Here is a 22162-nt window from a genome sequence, read left to right as displayed (position 1 = left end):
CCATGCGCCCTCAGCGCCGTACCTACAGCAAATCTTTCAAGGCCCAGGTCATTCAGGAGTGTTCTGAACCCGGTGCCTCCATCGCAAACATCGCCTTGGGCTACAGCCTCAATGCCAACCTCGTCCACAAATGGATTCGCCTGCTTACCCAGAAAACCACGGCTATCCAGCCAGCGTTCATCCCGTTGCCTTCTCAAATGCTCGGCGCGGGTTCGCATGCTCAAGCGCGCTGCTGCGATCATGAGTTTGATCCAGTCGGCCCGTAATAATGGGCACGATCCGTATGCCTATCTCAAGGATGTGCTGAGACGGTTGCCGACGCAGCGAGCTAGTGAGATTGCAGAGCTGCTGCCGCATAGGTGGCATCCGGCATAGTCGCGCAAGATGGTTTGCCCGCATGCTTACGTTCAACAGCTCAAGCACCGTCCGCCCTTCGCGGGATCGTTGCCGCCAGAGCCACACGCCGAACTTTTCCACCTTGTCGTCGCCGGCCTGCGGTCAGTCAGGCAAGCCCAGGTGCGAGCCTGTACATATATTTGTGTAATTGCCTGATTTTGATATGTTCAATTCAACATCAAATGAAGGTTAAATTATGGACGACAAACAATTGCAGGCTCTGGCTAACGAACTGGCCAAAAATCTCAAAACCCCTGAAGATCTCAGTCAGTTCGATCGCCTGCTCAAGAAAATCAGTGTTGAGGCTGCTCTCAACGCTGAACTGACTCACCATCTGGGACATGATAAAAATCAGCCCAAATCGGGAACCAACTCCCGTAATGGCTATTCCACGAAAACCGTCACCACTACCGACGGGCCGATGGAATTACGTACTCCACGTGATCGTGATGGTTCCTTCGAACCACAACTGGTGAAGAAAAATCAGACCCGCATTACCGGCATGGACAACCAGATCCTGGCGCTGTATGCCAGAGGGATGACTACCCGCGAAATTACCTCAGTCTTCAAAGAAATGTACGATGCAGACGTCTCTCCGGCGCTGATATCGAAAGTCACCGATGCCGCAATCGACCAGGTTGTAGAATGGCAAAACCGTCCTCTGGATGCGATTTATCCCATTGTTTATCTTGAATGTATTGTCCTGAAAGTACGGCAGGACAGCCGGGTTATCAACAGAGCGGTGTTCCTGGCTCTGGGTATTAACCTTGATGGTCAGAAAGAGCTGCCAGGTATGTGGCTGGCCGAAAATGAAGGTGCAAAGTTCTGGCTGAATGTACTGACGGAACTGAAAAATCGCGGGCTGAACGATATCCTTATCGCCTGTGTGGACGGCCTGAAAGGCTTCCCGGAAGCGATTAATGCCGTCTACCCGGAGACGCAGATCCAGTTGTGCATAGTACACATGGCACGCAACAGCCTGCGGTTCTTGGCGTGGAAAGACTATAAAGCGGTAACCCGTGACCTGAAACAGGTTTACCGCGCAGCCACGGAAGAAGGCGCGTTGCAGGCGCTGGATGCGTTCGGGAAGGAATGGGATGCACGGTACCCGCAGATAAGTCGCAGCTGGCGGGCAAACTGGCCGAATGTTGCCACCTTCTTCGTGTATTCGGAGGCGATCCGCAAGGTTATCTACACCACTAACGCAATCGAATCGCTGAATAGCGTCATCAGACATGCGATAAAGAAACGGAAAGTGTTCCCGATAGATGAATCGGTGAAAAAAGTGGTGAGGCTGGCTATCCAGTCAGCCTCACAGAAATGGACGATGCCACTTCAGGACTGGCGGATAGCCATGAGTCGCTTTATTATCGAGTTCGGTGACCGCCTTGACGGTCACTTCTGAGAAAGGCATTTACACAGAATGGTAAACAGGCTCATTCATACAGGGACAGCGGTAGAACAATACAGCCTGAATGGTGATTCTCTGCAAGCGGGAGCGCTTCGTGATTCTGCTACATCATCCCTAACCAGTACCAATAGTGCGCTATCGTACAACCTTTCACCTGTATTCAATCTAAATCTTGAAGCGTCTGTTCCGCTCACTATCGCCAGCGATAGCTCAAGATTGAGTGATTACATTGATTTCCAGGCGAGAGCCTCACAAGCCAGTTTTACACAGTCGCTAACCTTGTCAGCCTTGAGCGGTCAGAGCAGCACAGGCGGGTGATACATCAAAGGGGCGTAAGCCCCTTTGATGGTTTCAACACTAAAGCAATGAATCCACATTTTTAAAAGGGACAGATTTAAAAAGATACCCCTGTAATCCCCAAATCCCCACCTCACGCAGTAACCCCATATGTTCTCTATTCTCAATCCCTTCAATAATAATTTTGTCGCAGTGTTTTTGAATGGAAGCAATCAGCGGGTAGAAGGTTGGATTCTGCACCTGCTCATTAAGGAAGGTGCGAACAAGTTCCTGATATGAGATCATCATATTCATCCGGAGCGCATCCCAGAGGGACATCATGAGCCATCAACTCACCTTCGCCGATAGTGAATTCAGCACTAAGCGCCGTCAGACCCGAAAAGAGATTTTCCTCTCCCGCATGGAGCAGATTCTGCCATGGCAAAACATGGTGGAAGTCATCGAGCCGTTTTACCCCAAGGCGGGCAATGGCCGACGGCCCTATCCGCTGGAGACCATGCTGCGTATTCACTGCATGCAGCATTGGTACAACCTGAGCGACGGTGCCATGGAAGATGCCCTGTACGAAATCGCCTCCATGCGCCTGTTTGCCCGATTATCCCTGGATAGCGCCCTGCCGGATCGCACCACCATCATGAATTTCCGCCACCTGCTCGAGCAGCATCAACTGGCCCGTCAATTGTTCAAGACCATCAATCGCTGGCTGGCCGAAGCAGGCGTCATGATGACCCAAGGCACTTTGGTGGATGCCACCATCATTGAGGCACCCAGCTCTACCAAGAACAAAGAGCAGCAACGCGATCCGGAGATGCATCAGACCAAGAAAGGCAATCAGTGGCACTTTGGCATGAAGGCCCACATTGGTGTCGATGCCAAGAGTGGCCTGACCCACAGCCTAGTCACCACCGCGGCCAACGAGCATGACCTCAATCAGCTGGGTAATCTGCTTCATGGAGAGGAGCAATTTGTCTCAGCCGATGCCGGCTACCAAGGAGCGCCACAGCGCGAGGAGCTGGCCGAGGTGGATGTGGACTGGCTGATCGCCGAGCGTCCCGGCAGGGTAAAAACCTTGAAGCAGCATCCGCGCAAGAACAAAACGGCCATCAACATCGAATACATGAAAGCCAGCATCCGTGCCAGGGTGGAGCACCCGTTTCGCATCATCAAGCGGCAGTTCGGCTTCGTGAAAGCCAGATACAAGGGGCTGCTGAAAAACGATAACCAACTGGCGATGTTATTCACCCTGGCCAACCTGTTTCGGGTGGACCAAATGATACGTCAGTGGGAGAGATCTCAGTAAAAACCGGAAATAACGCCAGAAATGGTGGAAAAAATAGCCTAAATAGGCTGATTCGATGTGTTTGCGGGAAAAAAATCGGCCCAGATCCGCGAAATTTTAATCAGCGAGTCAGCTTGGGAAGAAATGACCTGCTTATTCGCACCTTCCCTTTCTTACGGGTGCTACCGGTCCACTTTTCTGACATTCCTCCAGTGCTTCGCGTGTTTCAGCTACATCAACCTTCTGGCGAACAGCTTTGCTAAATTGCTTTTTAAGTTCTTTTAATTCCGTATCCCAAGATATTTTTTTCAGTTCATAAAATTTTTCCTTTTCCAGAAAGATATTCTTCAGTTCCTTTTCCATTTGATGGATTGTTTCCATCAGTGCTTTGAATACTGTTGATTTCCTGCTACCTGAACGTGCTAAGGAAGGTGCGAATAAGCAGGTCATTTCTTCCCAAGCTGACTCGCTGATTAAAATTTCGCGGATCTGGGCCGATTTTTTTCCCGCAAACACATCGAATCAGCCTATTTAGGCTATTTTTTCCACCATTTCTGGCGTTATTTCCGGTTTTTACTGAGATCTCTCCCACTGACGTATCATTTGGTCCACCCGAAACAGGTTGGCCAGGGTGAATAACATCGCCAGTTGGTTATCGTTTTTCAGCAGCCCCTTGTATCTGGCTTTCACGAAGCCGAACTGCCGCTTGATGATGCGAAACGGGTGCTCCACCCTGGCACGGATGCTGGCTTTCATGTATTCGATGTTGATGGCCGTTTTGTTCTTGCGCGGATGCTGCTTCAAGGTTTTTACCCTGCCGGGACGCTCGGCGATCAGCCAGTCCACATCCACCTCGGCCAGCTCCTCGCGCTGTGGCGCTCCTTGGTAGCCGGCATCGGCTGAGACAAATTGCTCCTCTCCATGAAGCAGATTACCCAGCTGATTGAGGTCATGCTCGTTGGCCGCGGTGGTGACTAGGCTGTGGGTCAGGCCACTCTTGGCATCGACACCAATGTGGGCCTTCATGCCAAAGTGCCACTGATTGCCTTTCTTGGTCTGATGCATCTCCGGATCGCGTTGCTGCTCTTTGTTCTTGGTAGAGCTGGGTGCCTCAATGATGGTGGCATCCACCAAAGTGCCTTGGGTCATCATGACGCCTGCTTCGGCCAGCCAGCGATTGATGGTCTTGAACAATTGACGGGCCAGTTGATGCTGCTCGAGCAGGTGGCGGAAATTCATGATGGTGGTGCGATCCGGCAGGGCGCTATCCAGGGATAATCGGGCAAACAGGCGCATGGAGGCGATTTCGTACAGGGCATCTTCCATGGCACCGTCGCTCAGGTTGTACCAATGCTGCATGCAGTGAATACGCAGCATGGTCTCCAGCGGATAGGGCCGTCGGCCATTGCCCGCCTTGGGATAAAACGGCTCGATGACAGCGGTCATATTCTGCCATGGCAGAATCTGCTCCATGCGGGAGAGGAAAATCTCTTTTCGGGTCTGACGGCGCTTAGTGCTGAATTCACTATCGGCGAAGGTGAGTTGATGGCTCATGATGTCCCTCTGGGATGCGCTCCGGATGAATATGATGATCTCATATCAGGAACTTGTTCGCACCTTCCCTAATAAAAGGAGATAAAGTGATGTAAATGTTCTCCCGTTTTTAATCTGAACATCAAATTTATCCTGGCAGGAAAATGCCATTACCCCAAGTAATACGATTAAAATAAGTTCAGCGCGAGCTCCTGTTTTGTAATGTATGTAGCTTATTAACCGTTGCACAAAAGTAGGTAGTATCTGAAATTCAAGACAGAGCTCTTGATCTTGTTTAGATCTATTTATCTTAGACATACATTCATCGTGCCTCACTTTTAGAAATAATTAATGTTGTTCTAATAAATTTTTGATGACTATCTTTCATTTATCCAGTACAAAAGATCACTAAGCAACCAGCCACACGACTTCGCCCCAAGTGATTTACGTTGGGGAAACTTGCCAGCCTTTTCGAGCTTCCAGGCTGTCGAGCGAGAAATCGAAGTGATATACTGGCGCTCTTTTTCCCGCACCAGACGGTCACCTTTCTCACCGTAGACATGCAGAATTTGCTGCCGTTGTTCAGGTGTTGGAATGTTAGATGTTGTACTCATACTGCCTCCTTCGTTTCGACAGAGGCAGTTTGTACGATTCAAATCAAAATTTAAAGAAGATGGGTCCCCATTAAGCTAATGTCTATTGAGAACCTTATTGAGATATTTATTTAAAATGAAGTGATGCATACTTGAGAACAAGAGCATCAATATAGTTCACTAATTGCGACGATGTAATTCTCTGCTGTAATTGATAGCCGTCCCCCTCCTTGCTCAATAAATTAGCCAATTCTTTTGATGTACTATTTGCATGACCGTATTTAATAAGCAAATATATAACATTATCCTTTACTGTAGAAAGGCGACCATCCTCAACAGCTAAAGATAACTGTCCCTCTTCTATTAAAGAGTCGTTAACCCATCTAGATATACTTTTATCGCTAACATCCTTTAAGGATATATGACAGTCATCCCTCACCACATTCAATATATCAGCTGCGTTTAAACGATTAATTTTACCATCTTTTTCTGAAAAACTTATTTTAAGCAACATTAAAACAATAAAGCTTTGTATATAGTAACCTTCCACTTCATGAATTTCATTTTCTTTAATTGTAAAAAACCGGGATAATTCTTGGCACCCAAAGTTATCAATATACAAGCATTCATGAGAGACAAAGATATTTTTATCAAAAATTAAATAATCCTTATCATCCCGACCAAAAACTTTAACCTCTTCTGGAATTTCATCCCACAATTCATTAGCATTTTTAAGATTGTAATTATCTTTTACCAAGTGAGTGGTGTTGGTAGGCTGCAGTCGCCAAAAGCCACTAGCATATCCATTGTAAACATATTTATAAAAACTACTCCTATTGAAATTTGTATCCTCTTTTATTTCAGATTGAGCGCAAGGTATGAAACTCCTTGTGGCAGCCTGTGGGCTTTTTTCATGTTGATAGAAGTCTCTACCAACACTGATGTCAAAAGTATCGTAGCGGTGTTCTTCTTTATTAGCATAACGATTGATTCGACAGTATTCTGAACGAAGATTAACATACAAGTTAATTTTATTGTCCAGCCATGTGGAAATGATATCCTCCAGTCTCACATGAAATTTTTTAGAGAAGTCACCAGCACTACATAAACCATCAGGGATATTCAGCTGCTCAGGAATTTTAAAAAGATCAGTAGCATCGAAAAAATTGGAATTGGAATTGGAATTGGAATTGTTTTGCATTTATCACCACCAATACATTAACCTTATATTTTACAAGGCATTGTATCAAAATGGAGCGATAAATTTAAAAAATATTTAACGAAAGGACAGAATTTTCATCATTTCAAGCTAAGAGAAGCACGGTACTACTCTACGAGTAGTGCCGGTATTCACAACTTTCTCCTAACTGATAACAGCCTTGCGGGCAGTTCCCTTCCGAACTAGAATCAGTGCAGCAAAACGAGGGCTTCAAAATGACAAAAAAAACAGTACACAGCCAGATCACTAAAACTCAAATCTATCGTTCTGTTGCCAGCTCAACCGCAATAGAAACCGGTGTTTCTGTGCAAAAAATTGAGCAGCAACTCAAACAAAATCAGGCACAGGCGAAAGCCGTTGGCCTCGCCCGTTAATCTGGCAAGATGTCGCTCACTAGTTGCTTCATAGGGCTGTAGTTCCCTGATACACCTGCCTGTATTGCCTTAAAGTAAAACGCCTTGTGCACATCCCACAGGCTGTAATCAAGTAAGCCCTTCCCTGCCAGAACCGACAGCACATCACAAAGCAGTCTCGACAGACGCCCGTTACCTTCTCTGAATGGGTGGATCAAAATAAACTCCACGTGGCATTCAGCCAGATAATTGACCAGATCCGGACGAGCCAGAGATTTCAGTTCACCAGACCTAGAGAGAAACTGCTTCTCGAAACCATCAAGAAGAAGCGGAATCCTGTCGGCAGCAGCAAACTGAAAGCCATCCTTAGTCAAGTTGGCATTACGCAGCCTTCCCGCCCACTCGTACACATTCCCTAGCCAGTGGCGATGCCACCTGCTGATGTGCTCAAAAGCCAGCGCTTCAGGCGGCTGGCCCTCAATAAATAGCTGCTCATACAGCATCAGCAGTAGGCCCGATTCCAGCGCCTCCATTTCCTCTTCATCAATGATCCCCAGTTTATTAGATAGCACCAAATCACCAGAGCCCGGCTGATAGCGCTCTTCTGCTGAATTAAGCTCATATTTTGCCAAGCTCTCACCTCCGCCCAAACAAGTTCACAACGTTGTTTTCCTGCTGTCGTTGATAGTTGTTAATCCGATCTTCCCAGATCTCAAGCGCCCTGCGCTTTTCAGTAAGGTAATCATAACGATCATAGTGTTTCGAGCTAACGTCGTTCAAAGCGTGATTCTGGATACGGTCGCGGATCTCTTTGCTGATCCCCGCCTCCCCCATCAACGTTTTACAGGTGCGACGTAAATCTCGCGCCGTGAAAACTTTAAACTCAGGATTAAAAGCCCGAAAATACATAATGGAACGCGCCAAACTATCGGTACGTACCGGGCGCTCACTGTTTGTAGATAATGGGAAAATAAAGGGACTGCTGCTTTCCTTCGTCAGCTCTTTCACTGAGGCTAATTCCTGTAGTGCCGATTCAGTCAGCGGGATCAAATGCTCACGCTTGTTTTTCGATACATCGGCAATGACCAGCAACGTCTTTTGCTGCCAATCAATCGCGCTCCACTGGCTGGCTATCATTTCGAACGGGCGCTGCCCGCCAGCATAAACACAGAAGCGGATTAGGTACTGCATCAGCGGCCCAACGTTGGTGGCCTGAGCGAACTGCTCCATGACAAAACGAAGCTCTTCCAGCGTTAACCATGTATCACCCACTTTTTCTGCCGAGGACTGTTTCGGTATGGCCGATACCGGATTAACTTCAAGCCCGAACGTAATGCCCACGCTGGTATTCATCGGATCGTTATCGGCCTTCAGACCGTAGTTAAATGCCGCCATAAGGTAGGAACGAATTCGGTTCGCATGGACTACAGCATCACGCTGGATAATACCTGAGAGAATGGTCTTGATCTGCAGAGGTGTTACATCCTTCGCTTTGGTTTCGCGAGGAATAACCGTATAGCACTCTCTTTCCATGCGCTTCAATACATCAGCCCATGTCCGCTTGTTGTCGAGCTTCATCTTATTGACGTAACCATGCACCAGTTCTTCAAACGATCCCTGAGAACGATGCAACTGCATAATGTGCTGTTCGGCCAGGCGCTGTTGCTCAAGCTCTTGCTGGGGCTCTTTTCCTTCAACAAGCCAGGCACCATACTTTTTCGCCAGCTCATTGGCCGTCACCAGTTTCATCTCAGGCCAGATGCCCAACTGGATGAACTTCTCTTTCTTACCTTTCTCAACGTAATAACGGAAATAAAAAACTTTGCTGCCTGAAGGCTGAACCTTAACGCCAAGCCTGCCAGTACCACGTTGAGCACTGTTGCTCCACACGTAGTACGCCGTGCTTTTTGTCTTCAATCCACGTATAGCAGTCTCAGTAAGATTAGCGGCCATGAGGTTACCTTTCTAAGGATAAGCGTTACCTGACCCGATGCCCATTTTGGGTCAGGTAATGGGTCAGGTAACGATAGTACAATGGGGAGACGAGACAACCAATCAGAAACAAAAACAACATCATAACTGATTGATTATAGACAATTAAAAATACAATAAGCGTCAATAGCGAACGATTAGAAACATGCCAATTTTATGACTCATAATCGCTTGGTCGCTGGTTCAAGTCCAGCAGGGGCCACCAAACACAGCAAGGGCTGGCGAGTAATCGTCGGCCCTTTTGTTTTTTCCGGGGATATGCCGGGGATATTCCAGAAAGGTAACCATGGTGATTTATGGTTATTTTATGACCGCCCACCATATCTACAGCATTTCTTGCTTAGTGCCATTCGCAAAACGTTAACATTTGCATACATTGACGATGTGTGAAGCTGGTGGACGAACTCCACGCATAAGCCCGCCCGCATCATATAAAAAAGGCTGGCACGGCTTACAGCTTAGCAGGTACGCACGTCTTTTTGCGTACCTTGCGTACCCAGTTTTTCACTGCGCAATCTGATGAATAGCGTTTCTGATGTTTGTCACGCTGCCAGCGAATGGCCCGTGTAACCCTGGCATTTCTAAGCATGAGAATGGCTCTTTGAACCTTAACATTTCTTAACTTCTGGCTTGCCCCGGCGCAAGCTAATGGCTCGTAAAACCTTAGGAATTCTTAGGGGCTGGCTGGCGGTCACAAACGCCGCAAACCCTTTGCATTTGCACCCGCCAGACGGTATGCGTCGATGAGTTTTTCGCGTTTTACCGACTCCGAATTCGCAGTTTTTTTGCGCAGTTTTGCGTAGTTTTTTTTTGCGAATTCGCAGTTTGTTTATCTTTGGCATCGTCTTTCTTTTCTCCGTGCCGTCTTAACTTACCTGCTCCGGGTAACGTCGACAAAATATTTTGCTCAGTACCCGGCGCAATATCCCGGCGCACGCCGTCGAACTCAAAAAGTACCGCTGCGGGATAGAAATCATCTCGAGCACTTGCGACAACAAACACACGTCTGCGTCGTTGGGCCACTTCCGAAAAATTGAAGATTACCCGCCGCCGGGAGAAGGAAAACCGCAGGAGCGGAAAAGGAAACCGGGCGATCAGTGGCGGCTCACGTCTGAGTGCCACGTTAATTAATAAAACAGGTTAATAATTATTAAAATAACCGAAAATGTAGATAATCAATATCCGATAGATAACAAACAATATCGAACAAATAATTTACATTACCCTGAATGATTTCATCGGTTTATCTCGGTGCGCAATCCATTCAAATATTCTATCATTACATTGAGCTGTTCCCGATTGGCGGCCAGCATCTCACCAGAAAGTGAACCACATAAAAATCCATGATGATCGACAAAGAAAAATGCTTCAGAATTTAAAGACCACTTATATTCTTCCAGTGTTTTTAATTCCAATTTATCGCATTTATTAATTTTTTTATGTTTCTCGATTTCAATATTCTCCATTATACTTTCCTTTCATTTATTTTTTATATAAATCCAAATAACACATTCACATATATGTTATTTACCAGCTTACAATAACATTATTTTGGACATGCTAGCGGCTTAGGTTATAGGATTTAGTCACCTCATTAACTAAAAGGCGTTTATGTAATGGCTATTCCTGCATATTTATTTTTAAAAGACGACGGCGGCGCGGATATCAAAGGTTCAGTTGATGTCCAGGATAGAGAGGGAAGCATAGAGATTCTATCTTTTGGTCATGGTCTGCATATTCCGACAGACAGCAGAACCGGAAAACTCACCGGCACCAGGCAACATGCCCCCCTTAACTTTCAAAAAGAGTTCGATTCTTCCAGCCCGTATCTTTACAAGGCTATTGCCACCGGGCAGACACTTAAAAGCGCAGAATTTAAATGGTACAGAATTAACGACGCCGGGCAAGAAGTTGAATACTTCAACATGTTGCTTGAGACCGTGAAGATCGTCAGCTCCGCGCCGCATATGCTCGATATCAAAAACCCGGCGACCGAAAAACATAATCATCTTGAAAACGTAGCCATGCGGTATGAGCGGATTACCTGGAAATACTGTGATGGCAACATTCAGTTTTCTGATGCGTGGAATGAAAGATGATCCGGTGCACCTTCCATCTTAATGGCGGACAGCTATCAACATTAAGTTGCCCGGGCGTGGTTTTTTTCCCGGCGTACTCAGGAAATGCAGGAACACACAGGAATAACCCTGCTTCGATTACAGTAGTAAAAAAAGGGCCATTGCCGCCCGGTCTTTACTACATCGTGACGCGCCAAAGAGGCGGGCTTCACTCCCGCTGGCGGGATATGGTGCACGGCTTAGAGAGCGGCTCAGATCGCGATCTATGGTTTGCGCTTTATCGCCAGGATAGCCAAATTGATGATATCTCATTCATAGACGGTGTTGAGCGGGGTAACTTCCGTTTACATCCCGCGGGTAAATCGGGCATTAGTGATGGCTGCATTACGCTACCCAGCCATGCAGATTACGCGATCTTACTTGAGGCTTTATTAAGCACACCATCAGTTATGGTTACGGCTCAATTAAAAGCGTTCGGCACAATACAGGTGTACTGATGAAACCGGCCACACATGTTTTTTTATGGCTTTCTGAACTGCTCGCCCTGACAGTGGTTTACACCCTGCTTTGTTACTTCATCCCTGATGAAGCGTTTATGGCGTGGTATGAGGAAAACTATGGATTCATACAGGAAGCGCACTGGAATGACGGGTTTTCACTGATTCTGTATTTTCTGGCTATAGCCATCACTACGTTTGCGATCTGGTTTATTGCTGCTGCCAGACAGAGGAAGTGGAAAAAATCACAGGGTGAAAACACATGACGTTTACGTGTCCAGGCTCTGCCAACGTATTACCTTGTGATTCGAACATGACCACCTGACAGGTGGCCACAGCGGAAATACACCACAAACGCGCCGAAGTTATTAGGCGCGTTTTTATTACCTGTAACTTTTAACGCCCCACAATCCATACTCAAAAAATCACAAAAATTACTTTATATAAAAAAGTGTCCACCTGTTCACCTTTTGGATTTTTATTATATTTATCATGAAATTAAGTGGTTAACATCCACTTCAGCCACGTCGATAATGTCCAGCTTGTTCGCTAAGACCAAATCAACTGAACCTGGCTGATAGCGCTCTACCTGTTTGCACCGAAATGTGAAATGAGTAACAAGAAAAACAAGTCAGGCAGGGGCGGAAAGTGTTTCACGTGATAAGGCGAGAACATGCGAAAGGCAACCCCCTCTGGACGTCGCCATCCAGAGATGGAAACGTCCGTTAGAGTTTGATTCGATAGTCAGCTCAAACTAGCTCTTTGAGCTGCTCCTGCATATAAGTTGAAAAATACTCTGGGTTCTTGATAAGGATGCGGTTACCGGAGGCCACTTTTTCTGCCCATCCGGCCACTTTTTTCGTGAACTCGGGATTCCATCCCTCCTGCTCACCCCGTGCCATCACAGCTTCCGGACTCGCTGGCACACCTAAGTCATGCAAATACTTTAAGATTCCCTTAGCGGTACTTTCATCCATTGAATGGGGTACTGACGCCGAAGTGTTCATACCACCAATAAAATCCAATGCTTTCTCAATTGCTGTTGGCATGCTCTTATCCTTAAAATTAACCACGTGAGAGACACATTTATACTATGTACCCAACTCCGCCGGGATATCAAAGAGAACATCACCTTTATTTGATTTACCCCGCAGCTAAACGCTTGCGGCGGCTGTTTTCTGCACGATTAATTCGCTATCCCGGCCAAAACCAGCCCGGTCGCTACCGCATTACGCGGCCCTTCGGTACCACGGATGTTGCCCTGTCCGGCAACCACGCCGTAATGCGCCAGCGCGTCGGTGATCATCTGCGGGATTTCGAAATCCAGCGAGGAGCCGCCCACCAGCACCACAAAAGTCATATCGCGAATAGAGCCCCCGGGTGACACCTGGCGTAAAGCGCGCAGGCAGTTGGTCACAAAAACTTTCTCTTTGGCCTGTCGGCGCACCAACCGAATTTTTTCCAGCGAGGTCTGGTTATCTACGGGGATCAGCTCGCCGTTTTTCAGATAAACGACTTTGGCAAACACTGACGGACTGAGCGGTTCGCGAAAAAACTCCACCGCGCCGTTCTCGTGGCGAATGCTGAACAGGCTCTCCACTTTTGCCAGCGGGTATTTTTTAATTTCCTCCGCCAGAAACGGATCGCTTAAGCCCAGCTCGGTTTGAATCAACAGGCTGACCATATTCCCCGCGCCAGCCAGATGGACCGCTTTCACAACGCCATCGCTATTGATAATGGCGGCATCGGTAGAGCCTGCGCCTAAATCGAGGATCGCCAGCGGTGCAGCACATCCGGGCGTTGTTAACGCACCGGCAACAGCCATGTTGGCCTCCACGCCGCCGACTTCAACCGGGATGTTTAACCGGGCGCTCAGCTCACTGGCGATGGCCTGCATCTGTAAGCGATCGGATTTCACCATCGCCGCAATGCCAACGGCGTTCTCCATTGAACACTCCCCGGCAATACCGCCCTGCACCTTGCGCGGAATAAACGTATCCACCGCCAACAGATCCTGAATATACACCGCGTGCATGTCGTGACCGGTCAGCGAGGCCATCACTTTACGAACCCGCTCCAGCATGCCGCCTGCATGCGTACCTGCTTCACCACGAATATCGCACACGGGCGCACAGGTGCTCATCGCCTGCATAATGGCCTGTGCGCCTTGCGCTACGTCGGCTTCACCGCCGCGCTTTTCGCCGCGGATAAAGATCTTACCCGCCGGGATCACCCTTGAGCACACATCACCCTGCGGGGTTTTCAGCACCACGGCGGAACGGTTGCCAATTAGCGCCCTGGCGATGGGGACGATAGTTTGCGTTTCCTCGGGCGTCAGGGTAAAGAAGGTCGCGATGCCGTAAGGATTCGACAGCACTCGCACCACCTGTCCTGGGGCCGCCACTTCCACCGCCGCCAGCACACCTTCCGGCACCTTCTCCAGCAGGGTAACTTCATCTACCACCGGCATTGTTCGACGCAGACGATTGTTCACCAGCACGCCATCATCTTTTTTCAGGATCGCCGCTACCACGTTGACCCCGCGATCCAGCGCCTCATTGATAAACCAAACCGCCTCGAGGAAATCCCTCTCCTCACCGACCAGCGGGATCCAGCCCTGGGCAAACCGATCTTCGCTCAACGCCGCCAGCTTCTCCACGGCGATGGTGGTTCCCATTCCCACGCCAACGCCGCCGGGCGTTTGCGGGTTATGCCCAATCATTGTTGATTCGGTAATGATGGTTTCAGTGATGGTTTCCATCGCCACATCGCCAATCACCGGTGCCGCCTCGTTGATGCAGATTTTCGCCACATCCTGAAGCGACCACGGGGTGTTATTCAGCGCCTGCTGCAGGGAGGCCACCACCCCGGCAATATTGTCCCGTGTACCTTTCATACCGGTCGTGGCGACAATCCCGCTGGCGATAAACCGGCCATGCTGCGCCAACGCCACTTCGGTGGTGGCGTTGCCGATATCAATCCCTGCAATTAACGGCATACAACCTCCGTCACTGGCTGCCTTTACGCAGCTTGTTTCTCTGCTGATACACCTCTGCCGACTCGCGGACAAACCCGGCGTTCACCGTGGCATGCCAGGTATGTTCCAGTTCATCGGCAATGGCCTGAAGCTCGGCGAACGAAGAACGAAACGGCCGCAGCGCGTTGTAAATTTCAAGAATACGGGCATCCGGGATTGCTATAAGCTCCGCCGCACGACGGAAATTACGCGCCACGGCGTGACGCTGCATCTGTTCGGCAATCTGCGCCTGGTACTCCAGGGTTTGCTGAGAAATACGCACATCCTGCGGACCTACGCGGCCCGCCAGCACATTCTCAAGGGTAATCTCGGTTAGCGGTTTGCCGGTAGGAGTCTGGATTTTCTCCGGGCAGCGGGTTGCTAATGGATAATCCTGCGCGGTCATGATGTTGTCGTTCATGGTCATTCCCTTACGAGTGCAATATGCAGCGTGACAGGCGCAGCATCCTGCACCACGTGTTTGGTTTCTTTGATATGAAACAGCGCGGCCTTGGCCATAAATTTGGGTCGTACCATCTGGTCATTAACCACTGGCACTGGCGAAGGCGACTCTTTACGTGCATAGCGCGCGGCGTTTTTACCAATCTGGCGATAGGTTTCCAGCGTCAGCAGCGGAGCCTGAGAGAACAGCTCAAGGTTGCTCAGAGGCAGCAGATCGCGCTGATGAATCACCGTGGTTCCTTTCGACTGGATACCAATCCCGATGCCAGAACCGCTGAGATTTGCCGCATCCCACGCCATAAATGAAACATCCGAGGTGCGCAGAATCCTCACCACCCGAGCATGCAGGCCCTCTTCTTCAATGCCGGCAACCAGTTCTTTCAAAATCGCTTTGTGCGGCATATCAATCAATGTTTTGTGCTGATACTTATCAAAGGCCGGGCCGACGCCTATCACGACTTCATCCACGCGTTCGTCCGCTTTAGCCGCCTCGCCTTCGATCACCTGCAAGGTGAAAACCGGCTTACGTTCAGTTGTGCATTCCACTGTGTACCGCCTTATTCGATCGAGCCGGGCTGAACCACGCCCGCAATATTTTTAATTTCCGCCCAACGTTCGGCAGAGATGCGATAGCCGGTGCCGGGTCCCTGATAGTCGTTGATGTCATTAACGGCGCTGACGACGTCGAACTGACGATCCAGAATGGCCGACGTTTGCAGGTAATCACCAGTAACACGCTGCCTCAGCATGTTGAGGATATTGCTGGCGATGTCTTCGAAGCCGCTGGAACTCAACGCGCCGACGATATCCAGCCCGGTGATATTGCGCTTCATCATCTCTTCCACGGCAGCCAAATCTTCCACCACATTGCGCGCGGGCATATCTTTGCTGCCGTGAGCGTAAGTGGCGGCCTCCACCTCTTCATCGCTAATCAGCGGCAGGCCCAGTTCGCGGAACACCGCCTGAATGGCGCGCGCGGCCTTATTGCGGATGGCGATTGTCTCCTCTTCCGTGACCGGACGCAGGCCCCCATCAACCATCAGATCGCGTTGCAGAATGTTGTAATCATCGAAGTCTTCAGCGTCGAAGTTCGACCCGGCAAACATGTTGTCGTAGTTCGGTACCGCGCTATAGCCGGAGAAGATAAAGTCGGTGCCCGGCAGCATCTGCATCAGGGTGCGGGCAGTACGACGAATATCGGAGTGGGAAAAGGTCTGGTCATTGGCGGAGGCCACTTCAAGGTCGAGCATCGAGGCAATCAGGTTTTCCGCCAGCACCGCGCGAATCCCCGACGGCACAGCGCCGGTCATGCCGATACAGCTGACCGCGCCGTTTTGTAACCCCTGTACGCCCGCGCCTTTGGTGATAAAAATGCAACGCGACTCCAGATAAAGCATCGATTTACTTTCGGAATAGCCCATCAGCGCTTCCGAACCGGTGCCGGAGGTGTAGCGCATCTTCAGACCACGAGAAGCATACGCCGAGGCAAGAAACGCTTTTGACCACGGCGTATCATCGCCATCGGTAAACACCGACTCCGTGCCATATACCGACACCGTTTCGGCGTAGCTGGTTAGCCCGCGCATTCCCAGCTCCAGCTCCGTGGCCTCTTCAACGGAGCATTGCGTCAGCACGCCGGGGCGACCGCATTGGGACCCCACCAGCAGCGCCAGGGCGTTAAACGGCGCATAGCGGGCGATCCCGACCGTTGTTTCCTGTTCGGAAAAGCCACGGATCCCCGCTTCAGCAGCGTCGGCAGCAATCTGTACCGGGTTATCTTTCAGGTTGGTCACGTGGCACTGATTGGAGGGGGTGCGTCTGGCGCGCATTTTTTGCAGCGCCATCATCATCTCCACCACGTTCATTTGCGCCATCACCTCCACCGCTTTCGCCGGGGTGATGGCAGTCGTAATGGCAATGATCTCTTCCCGACTGACGTGGATATCCACCAGCATTCTGGCGATCTCCAACGCGTCGAGCTGCATGGCGCGCTCGGCCTCGGGCACGTTAATCGCGTAATCGGCAATGAACCGGTCAATCATGTCGAACTCGGCGCGGCTCTTGCCGTCCAGCTCAACAATACGACCATTTTCCACCTTCACCGACGAAGCCGGATCGTAAGGGCTTTCCATTGCGATCAGCCCCTCTTCAGGCCATTCGCCAATTAGCCCATCCTGATTTACAGGCCGCTGGGCAAGCACTTCGAATCGTTTTGATCTTCTCATAGTTTATGGACTCAAAAGATAAAAAATAGGGACGCCGGGCCGTATTGCCGGGGACACAACACCCGGCATTCGCCTTTCATCAGCAATAGCTGAACTCTAAATGAGCAGGACAATAAAAAAATAAAATTAATTTCGTTCCAATTTGGTACGTAATAAAAAACCATCGTTTCATATTGAAACGCGGCTCAGGAATATTCGCCGTGAATTGTGACGAGGTTAAATGATCATTATCAATAAACGCCACAACAGGAAACTGAACGTAATATTTTTGAAACCCCCACCCTATTGACTTAATAACGCGGGGCGAGAAAATAAGATAAAGCCAATGATAAAAATAGCTGTTGCGCGATATTTTCGTGACCTCAGCCCTACAACCTTTTCAGGAGAGACTGTGAATAAGAGCCAACAAATCGCCACCATTACGCTGGCGGCTGCAAAGATAATGGCGCAGGCCGTCGAGGCTAAAGCGCTTGAAATCAACGTTCCGGTGGTTTTTTCCGTGGTGGATCACGGCGGGAACACGCTGCTAATGCAACGTATGGACGACGCGTTTGTCACCAGCTGTGATATCTCTCTTAATAAAGCTTATACCGCCTGCTGCCTGCGACAGGGTACCCATGAAATTACCGATGCGGTACAACCAGGTGCCTCTCTATATGGCTTGCAGCTCACCAATCAACAACGAATTGTTATTTTTGGCGGCGGTTTACCTGTCATATTAAACGGCAAAGTAATCGGTGCCGTTGGCGTAAGTGGCGGTACCGTCGAACAAGACAGATTATTAGCAGAAACCGCATTGAATTGTTTCTCTGAATTATAATTTAAATCTAAGAAGGTATATTATGAGCTATCGTATGTTTGATTACCTGGTGCCAAATGTGAACTTCTTTGGCCCCAATGCTATTTCCGTGGTCGGCGAACGCTGTAAACTGTTGGGCGGTAAAAAAGCGCTGCTGGTCACTGATAAAGGTCTGCGGGCAATTAAAGACGGCGCGGTAGATAAAACCCTCACGCATCTGCGTGAAGCCGGTATTGACGTCGTGGTTTTTGACGGCGTTGAGCCAAACCCCAAAGACACCAACGTGCGCGACGGCCTGGAGGTCTTTCGGAAAGAGCATTGCGACATCATCGTTACCGTTGGCGGCGGTAGCCCGCATGACTGCGGTAAAGGCATCGGTATCGCCGCGACTCACGAAGGGGATCTCTACAGCTATGCCGGAATTGAAACCCTGACCAACCCGCTGCCGCCGATCGTAGCGGTGAATACCACCGCCGGTACCGCCAGCGAAGTTACCCGCCACTGCGTGCTGACCAATACCAAAACCAAAGTGAAGTTTGTGATTGTCAGCTGGCGCAACCTGCCGTCGGTCTCCATTAACGATCCGCTGCTGATGCTCGGCAAGCCAGCCCCACTGACTGCGGCCACCGGGATGGACGCCCTGACCCACGCCGTGGAAGCCTACATTTCCAAAGATGCCAACCCGGTCACCGACGCTGCCGCTATCCAGGCGATCCGCCTGATCGCCCGTAACTTGCGCCAGGCCGTGGCGCTGGGCAGCAACCTGAAAGCTCGCGAGAACATGGCCTACGCCTCCCTGCTGGCGGGTATGGCCTTCAACAACGCCAACCTCGGCTACGTTCACGCGATGGCGCATCAGCTTGGCGGTCTTTACGACATGCCGCACGGCGTGGCGAATGCCGTACTGCTGCCGCACGTGGCACGCTATAACCTGATCGCTAACCCGGAAAAATTTGCCGACATCGCAGAGTTTATGGGCGAAAACACTAACGGACTCTCTACCATGGATGCCGCCGAGCTGGCCATTCATGCTATTGCCCGCCTCTCCGCCGACATCGGTATTCCGCAGCATCTGCGCGATCTGGGCGTCAAAGAAGCCGATTTCCCGTATATGGCGGAAATGGCGCTGAAGGACGGCAACGCCTTCTCAAACCCGCGCAAAGGGAACGAGAAAGAAATTGCCGAGATCTTCCGTCAGGCATTCTGATAACGTAGGGGGCGCAATGTCACTTTCATCACCGGGCGTACATCTGTTTTATCACTCACGCTGGCAGGGTACTCGAGTGCTTGATGAGCTGTGCTGGGGACTGGAAGAGCAAGGCGTTCCCTGCCGGGCATACTGTTGCGACGATCATGACTGCGCGCTGGCGCTCGGCAAACTGGCGGCCAAAAGTTCGGCGCTGCGCGTGGGTCTCGGTCTCAACGCCACCGGTGATATTGCCTTAACCCATGCCCAGTTGCCCGAGGATCGGGCGCTGGTCTGCGGGCATACCCGCGCCGGGACAGCACAGATACGCACGCTCGGCGCCAATGCCGGTCAACTGGTTAAAGTTCTTCCCTTCAGCGAGATAAAATAAATGTACCGCATCTATACCCGAACCGGCGATAACGGCACGACAGCGCTGTTTGGCGGCAGCCGTATCGATAAAGACGACATCCGCGTTGAGGCCTACGGCACGGTGGATGAACTGATTTCCCAGCTTGGCGTCTGCTATGCCAGCACGCGCCATGCCGAGCTACGCCAGGAATTGCACGCTATGCAGAAGATGCTGTTCGTACTGGGGGCGGAACTCGCCAGCGATCAGAAAGGACTCACACGCTTAAAACAGCGTATTGGCGAAGAGGATATTCAGGCGCTGGAGCAGCTTATTGACCGCAATATGGCGCAAAGCGGCCCGCTCAAAGAGTTTGTTATTCCGGGGAAAAATCTGGCATCGGCACAGCTGCACGTTGCGCGAACCCTGACGCGTCGGCTGGAGCGGATCCTCATCGCGATGGGCAGAACGCTGACGTTACGCGATGAGGCCAGGCGTTATATCAACCGGCTGTCGGATGCGCTGTTCTCGATGGCCAGAATCGAAGAAACTACTCCAGATGTTTGCGCTTAAACTGGCTGGCATCAATGTCGTACTGCTTCATCTTACGCCACAAGGTGGTGCGACCAATATTCAGCAGTTGCGACATCTCCTGAACACGCCCACTGGTCACGCGGGCGGCATGGATAATCGCCTCTTTCTCGATGGCGGTAAAAGTCAGGCTGGCGGGCAGCAGTGAAGATGCCGTCTCCAGACCAGGGCGTTCGGCAAACAGATAATCCGGCAGATTGCTCAGCCGAATATGGCCGTTATCGCTGCTGATGGCGATGTTTTCAATAATGCTGTTCAGCTCAAAATCATTACCCGGCCACGAATAGGCCACCAGTTGTGCCAATGCGTCGTCGTCGATCTTCAGGCTGGATGAAAAGCGTTTTTTCAGGCTATTCAACCGCGTATAAATCAGCGATGGAATACTGTTACGCCGCGCCCGCAGCGGCGGGATTACGATCTCAAAAGAGTGCAGCGCGTAATACAACTGACGGCTAAAGCGGTTTTGCTCCACCAGATTAGCGAGATCAACCGTGGTGGTGGCGATCACTTTGACATCCACCGGAATCAGCCGCCGGGCATCCAGGCGGGTTAAAACGCCCTGCTTGATCACCTGCAGCAGCGCGGATTGTAACTCCGGCGCCAGATATTCAATTTTTTCCAGAAACAGCGTGCCGCCGTTCGCCAGTTCAAGACGGCTTAGCCGCCCGTTTTCATCATCAGTGGGCGCACTGCCCATAAAATCCTGCCCCAGTACGCTGTTGGCATACAACTGGCAGTTCACGGCGATATACGGCCCGCTGGCGCGTTCGCTTTCATTGTGAATGGCCTGACTCAGTAGCTCTTTACCGACGCCCTCTTCCCCGCACAGCAGGATCGGGAAACTTCCCCTCGCCGCCTGACGACCAAAGTGGATCAAACGTCGGGTTTCTGGATCGTCTGTCGACATCTGCTCAAAGGTGTGGCTCACCTTGCCGAGCTGGCTGGTCATCAGCTGACGCATTTGCTCCACCGGATGCAGCAGCAGGATAAAGCTGTTGCCCTGCTCTTCAACAATCGGTTTCAGGGTGATGACGGCATCAACAAACTGGTGCTGGCTTTCAAAGGTGACTTCGACATGATTCAGGCCGCGGGCATGTTTGATCGCCCGACGCAGCAGCATGGGGAGATTGAGCAGGTCATTAATATTCTTCCCCTGGCTGGCCTGCGCGTCGAGATGCAAAAGCAGCGCCGCGCGCGCATTGAGGAACTGCAATACGCCCTGTTCGTTCCAGGCCATCACGCCATCATCCATACTCTCCAGCAGCCCGTACATCTGGTTCAGATGGCGGTTGGATTCAGCCAGCAGGCTGTCAGTCAGCAATGAGTTGCCGACTTCTCTGGCAATCGCCAGCGTCAGGGATAAATCAGAAACGCACTCATGCTCTACCAGACAGCACAACGAGATGGAGCCAAACAGTCGACCATGGTTATCGAATACCGGCGTAGAGCAGAACGACCACGGATGCAGCGCCTGTTTAAAGTGCTGATCGCCAGAGGTTTTTGTCGGTTGCCCCGGCATCGTCGCCAGCGACAACGCGCAGCTGCCAATAATGCTTTCCGCACAGTAACTGCCGTCGCGAAAACCGAGCTCCGCCAGTTGCTCCACCGTCTGCGGATCGCCGCAACGGCTGAGAATACAGGCTGATTCATCCAGAATTAACAGCGCGCACGGACGGCCATCCATAAACTCCCAGGCATCTTCCAGCGCGGCCTGAGCAATCGTCAGCAGCGCCGTTTTGCGACGGCAGATCGACTCAAAGGTCAGGCCCTGCGCCTGATGCGGCGCCTGCCAGGTTTCCCGCTGCATAAACTTGCTGCAACGATGCCATGACTGGGCAATGACCGAAGAGACTTCCTTCCCAATGTCCTGAGTGTGCGTCGTCATA

At 50.6% G+C, this 22162-nt stretch carries 28 protein-coding genes and 1 pseudogene; 13 read left to right on the top strand and 16 right to left on the bottom strand.

The genetic code is table 11. The features are described 5' to 3' along the window. The first annotated feature begins 2 nt into the window (after positions 1 to 2). From HVZ39_RS03175 to HVZ39_RS03165, 3 genes and pseudogenes are all read left to right on the top strand, one after another. Positions 3 to 266 (top strand): transposase, encoded by a 264-nt coding sequence (locus tag HVZ39_RS03175; RefSeq protein WP_001247776.1) that lies wholly within the window; start codon positions 3 to 5, stop codon positions 264 to 266. Further along, a pseudogene (locus HVZ39_RS03170) lies at positions 211 to 375 on the top strand (transposase domain-containing protein); the annotation flags it as partial. The gene HVZ39_RS03175 and the pseudogene HVZ39_RS03170, both read left to right, overlap by 56 nt. A gap of 217 nt (positions 376 to 592) precedes the next feature. Continuing rightward, complete coding sequence (locus HVZ39_RS03165; RefSeq protein ID WP_049043034.1) at positions 593 to 1801, top strand: IS256 family transposase; 1209 nt, start codon at positions 593 to 595, stop codon at positions 1799 to 1801. 363 nt (positions 1802 to 2164) lie between these two features. On the opposite strand, the gene HVZ39_RS03160 is transcribed toward HVZ39_RS03165, so the two are convergent. Beyond that, the gene (locus tag HVZ39_RS03160) at positions 2165 to 2398 is read right to left on the bottom strand and encodes a hypothetical protein (protein WP_181633219.1); all 234 of its coding nucleotides are present in this window, start codon (positions 2396 to 2398) and stop codon (positions 2165 to 2167) included. A 25-nt stretch (positions 2399 to 2423) separates the two neighbouring features. Here HVZ39_RS03160 and HVZ39_RS03155 point away from each other — a divergent pair, with 25 nt between their 5' ends. Both HVZ39_RS03155 and HVZ39_RS26815 read left to right on the top strand, forming a co-directional pair. Beyond that, entirely contained in the window at positions 2424 to 3404 is a 981-nt protein-coding gene (locus HVZ39_RS03155; RefSeq protein WP_064182680.1) for an IS5-like element ISKpn26 family transposase, read from the top strand. Beyond that, a complete protein-coding gene (locus HVZ39_RS26815) occupies positions 3386 to 3646 on the top strand; it encodes a hypothetical protein (protein ID WP_346011479.1) in 261 nt (86 codons plus the stop codon). The genes HVZ39_RS03155 and HVZ39_RS26815 overlap by 19 nt, the downstream gene beginning before the upstream one ends. Here the strand turns inward: HVZ39_RS26815 and HVZ39_RS03150 are convergent. From HVZ39_RS03150 to HVZ39_RS03135, 5 genes are all read right to left on the bottom strand, one after another. Beyond that, entirely contained in the window at positions 3537 to 3857 is a 321-nt protein-coding gene (locus tag HVZ39_RS03150; protein ID WP_346011484.1) for a DUF3987 domain-containing protein, read from the bottom strand. The genes HVZ39_RS26815 and HVZ39_RS03150 overlap by 110 nt on opposite strands. Then, the gene (locus HVZ39_RS26810) at positions 3793 to 3975 is read right to left on the bottom strand and encodes a hypothetical protein (protein WP_346011478.1); all 183 of its coding nucleotides are present in this window, start codon (positions 3973 to 3975) and stop codon (positions 3793 to 3795) included. The genes HVZ39_RS03150 and HVZ39_RS26810 overlap by 65 nt, the downstream gene beginning before the upstream one ends. Next, positions 3957 to 4937 carry an IS5-like element ISKpn26 family transposase gene (locus HVZ39_RS03145; RefSeq protein ID WP_000019450.1) on the bottom strand — a complete coding sequence of 327 codons (981 nt, stop codon included), beginning with the start codon at positions 4935 to 4937 and terminating at the stop codon, positions 3957 to 3959. The genes HVZ39_RS26810 and HVZ39_RS03145 overlap by 19 nt, the downstream gene beginning before the upstream one ends. 356 nt (positions 4938 to 5293) lie before the next feature. Next, complete coding sequence (locus HVZ39_RS03140; RefSeq protein ID WP_048218657.1) at positions 5294 to 5530, bottom strand: AlpA family phage regulatory protein; 237 nt, start codon at positions 5528 to 5530, stop codon at positions 5294 to 5296. Positions 5531 to 5636: 106 nt separating this feature from the next. Continuing rightward, positions 5637 to 6710 (bottom strand): hypothetical protein, encoded by a 1074-nt coding sequence (locus HVZ39_RS03135; protein WP_049015582.1) that lies wholly within the window; start codon positions 6708 to 6710, stop codon positions 5637 to 5639. A gap of 233 nt (positions 6711 to 6943) precedes the next feature. On the opposite strand from HVZ39_RS03135, the gene HVZ39_RS03130 reads away from it, so the two are divergent. Next, complete coding sequence (locus HVZ39_RS03130; protein ID WP_102016203.1) at positions 6944 to 7102, top strand: hypothetical protein; 159 nt, start codon at positions 6944 to 6946, stop codon at positions 7100 to 7102. On the opposite strand, the gene HVZ39_RS03125 is transcribed toward HVZ39_RS03130, so the two are convergent. The 4 genes from HVZ39_RS03125 to HVZ39_RS03115 form a co-directional block, all read right to left on the bottom strand. After that, entirely contained in the window at positions 7099 to 7713 is a 615-nt protein-coding gene (locus HVZ39_RS03125) for a Fic family protein (protein WP_181633218.1), read from the bottom strand. The two genes, HVZ39_RS03130 and HVZ39_RS03125, sit on opposite strands and share 4 nt — an antisense overlap. Before the next feature lie 4 nt (positions 7714 to 7717). Beyond that, the gene (locus HVZ39_RS03120) at positions 7718 to 9034 is read right to left on the bottom strand and encodes a site-specific integrase (RefSeq protein WP_103468663.1); all 1317 of its coding nucleotides are present in this window, start codon (positions 9032 to 9034) and stop codon (positions 7718 to 7720) included. Between the two features lie 798 nt (positions 9035 to 9832). Continuing rightward, complete coding sequence (locus HVZ39_RS26390) at positions 9833 to 10075, bottom strand: hypothetical protein (RefSeq protein ID WP_220137865.1); 243 nt, start codon at positions 10073 to 10075, stop codon at positions 9833 to 9835. Positions 10076 to 10308: 233 nt separating this feature from the next. Further along, entirely contained in the window at positions 10309 to 10539 is a 231-nt protein-coding gene (locus HVZ39_RS03115) for a hypothetical protein (protein ID WP_181633217.1), read from the bottom strand. 150 nt (positions 10540 to 10689) lie between these two features. Here HVZ39_RS03115 and HVZ39_RS03110 point away from each other — a divergent pair, with 150 nt between their 5' ends. From HVZ39_RS03110 to HVZ39_RS03100, 3 genes are read left to right on the top strand one after another with little or no spacing between them, the layout of a single operon-like run. Then, positions 10690 to 11172, top strand: coding sequence for an Hcp family type VI secretion system effector (locus HVZ39_RS03110; protein WP_141875681.1), 483 nt, complete (start codon positions 10690 to 10692; stop codon positions 11170 to 11172). Further along, a complete protein-coding gene (locus HVZ39_RS03105; protein ID WP_181633216.1) occupies positions 11169 to 11648 on the top strand; it encodes a DUF2778 domain-containing protein in 480 nt (159 codons plus the stop codon). The genes HVZ39_RS03110 and HVZ39_RS03105 overlap by 4 nt, the downstream gene beginning before the upstream one ends. Next, on the top strand, positions 11648 to 11914 hold the full coding sequence (locus tag HVZ39_RS03100; protein WP_047499199.1) for a hypothetical protein: 267 nt from the start codon (positions 11648 to 11650) through the stop codon (positions 11912 to 11914). Before HVZ39_RS03105 ends, HVZ39_RS03100 begins: the two co-directional genes overlap by 1 nt. Before the next feature lie 483 nt (positions 11915 to 12397). Here HVZ39_RS03100 and HVZ39_RS03095 read toward each other — a convergent pair whose 3' ends face one another. From HVZ39_RS03095 to HVZ39_RS03075, 5 genes are all read right to left on the bottom strand, one after another. Further along, entirely contained in the window at positions 12398 to 12721 is a 324-nt protein-coding gene (locus HVZ39_RS03095) for a DUF1889 family protein (protein WP_071524484.1), read from the bottom strand. A gap of 113 nt (positions 12722 to 12834) precedes the next feature. After that, complete coding sequence (locus HVZ39_RS03090; protein WP_181633215.1) at positions 12835 to 14646, bottom strand: diol dehydratase reactivase subunit alpha; 1812 nt, start codon at positions 14644 to 14646, stop codon at positions 12835 to 12837. Positions 14647 to 14656: 10 nt separating this feature from the next. Beyond that, complete coding sequence (locus HVZ39_RS03085) at positions 14657 to 15085, bottom strand: diol dehydratase small subunit (protein ID WP_016154578.1); 429 nt, start codon at positions 15083 to 15085, stop codon at positions 14657 to 14659. A 2-nt stretch (positions 15086 to 15087) separates the two neighbouring features. After that, positions 15088 to 15672, bottom strand: coding sequence for a propanediol/glycerol family dehydratase medium subunit (locus HVZ39_RS03080; protein ID WP_181633214.1), 585 nt, complete (start codon positions 15670 to 15672; stop codon positions 15088 to 15090). 11 nt (positions 15673 to 15683) lie between these two features. Beyond that, positions 15684 to 17351: a propanediol/glycerol family dehydratase large subunit gene (locus HVZ39_RS03075; protein WP_016154580.1), complete on the bottom strand. Its 1668-nt coding sequence runs from the start codon at positions 17349 to 17351 to the stop codon at positions 15684 to 15686. 391 nt (positions 17352 to 17742) lie between these two features. On the opposite strand from HVZ39_RS03075, the gene HVZ39_RS03070 reads away from it, so the two are divergent. Genes HVZ39_RS03070 through HVZ39_RS03055 form a run of 4 tightly spaced genes read left to right on the top strand, consistent with a single transcriptional unit; the run spans position 17743 to position 20258 of the window. After that, positions 17743 to 18171 (top strand): heme-binding protein, encoded by a 429-nt coding sequence (locus tag HVZ39_RS03070; protein WP_181633213.1) that lies wholly within the window; start codon positions 17743 to 17745, stop codon positions 18169 to 18171. 22 nt (positions 18172 to 18193) lie between these two features. Then, complete coding sequence (gene dhaT / locus HVZ39_RS03065; protein WP_181547319.1) at positions 18194 to 19357, top strand: 1,3-propanediol dehydrogenase; 1164 nt, start codon at positions 18194 to 18196, stop codon at positions 19355 to 19357. Positions 19358 to 19373: 16 nt separating this feature from the next. Then, the gene (locus HVZ39_RS03060; protein WP_149382539.1) at positions 19374 to 19727 is read left to right on the top strand and encodes a glycerol dehydratase reactivase beta/small subunit family protein; all 354 of its coding nucleotides are present in this window, start codon (positions 19374 to 19376) and stop codon (positions 19725 to 19727) included. After that, complete coding sequence (locus HVZ39_RS03055) at positions 19728 to 20258, top strand: cob(I)yrinic acid a,c-diamide adenosyltransferase (RefSeq protein WP_181633212.1); 531 nt, start codon at positions 19728 to 19730, stop codon at positions 20256 to 20258. Here the strand turns inward: HVZ39_RS03055 and dhaR are convergent. Beyond that, positions 20236 to 22161 carry a dihydroxyacetone kinase operon transcriptional regulator DhaR gene (gene dhaR / locus HVZ39_RS03050; protein ID WP_016154585.1) on the bottom strand — a complete coding sequence of 642 codons (1926 nt, stop codon included), beginning with the start codon at positions 22159 to 22161 and terminating at the stop codon, positions 20236 to 20238. The two genes, HVZ39_RS03055 and dhaR, sit on opposite strands and share 23 nt — an antisense overlap. Between the last annotated feature and the right edge of the window lies 1 nt (position 22162).

This window comes from Citrobacter sp. RHB35-C21, from assembly GCF_013816515.1.
In the GTDB taxonomy this organism is placed as follows: Bacteria; Pseudomonadota; Gammaproteobacteria; order Enterobacterales; family Enterobacteriaceae; genus Citrobacter; species Citrobacter braakii.
Note: the sequence above shows the minus strand (reverse complement) of the source record. Positions and strands in the feature narration are given on the sequence as shown.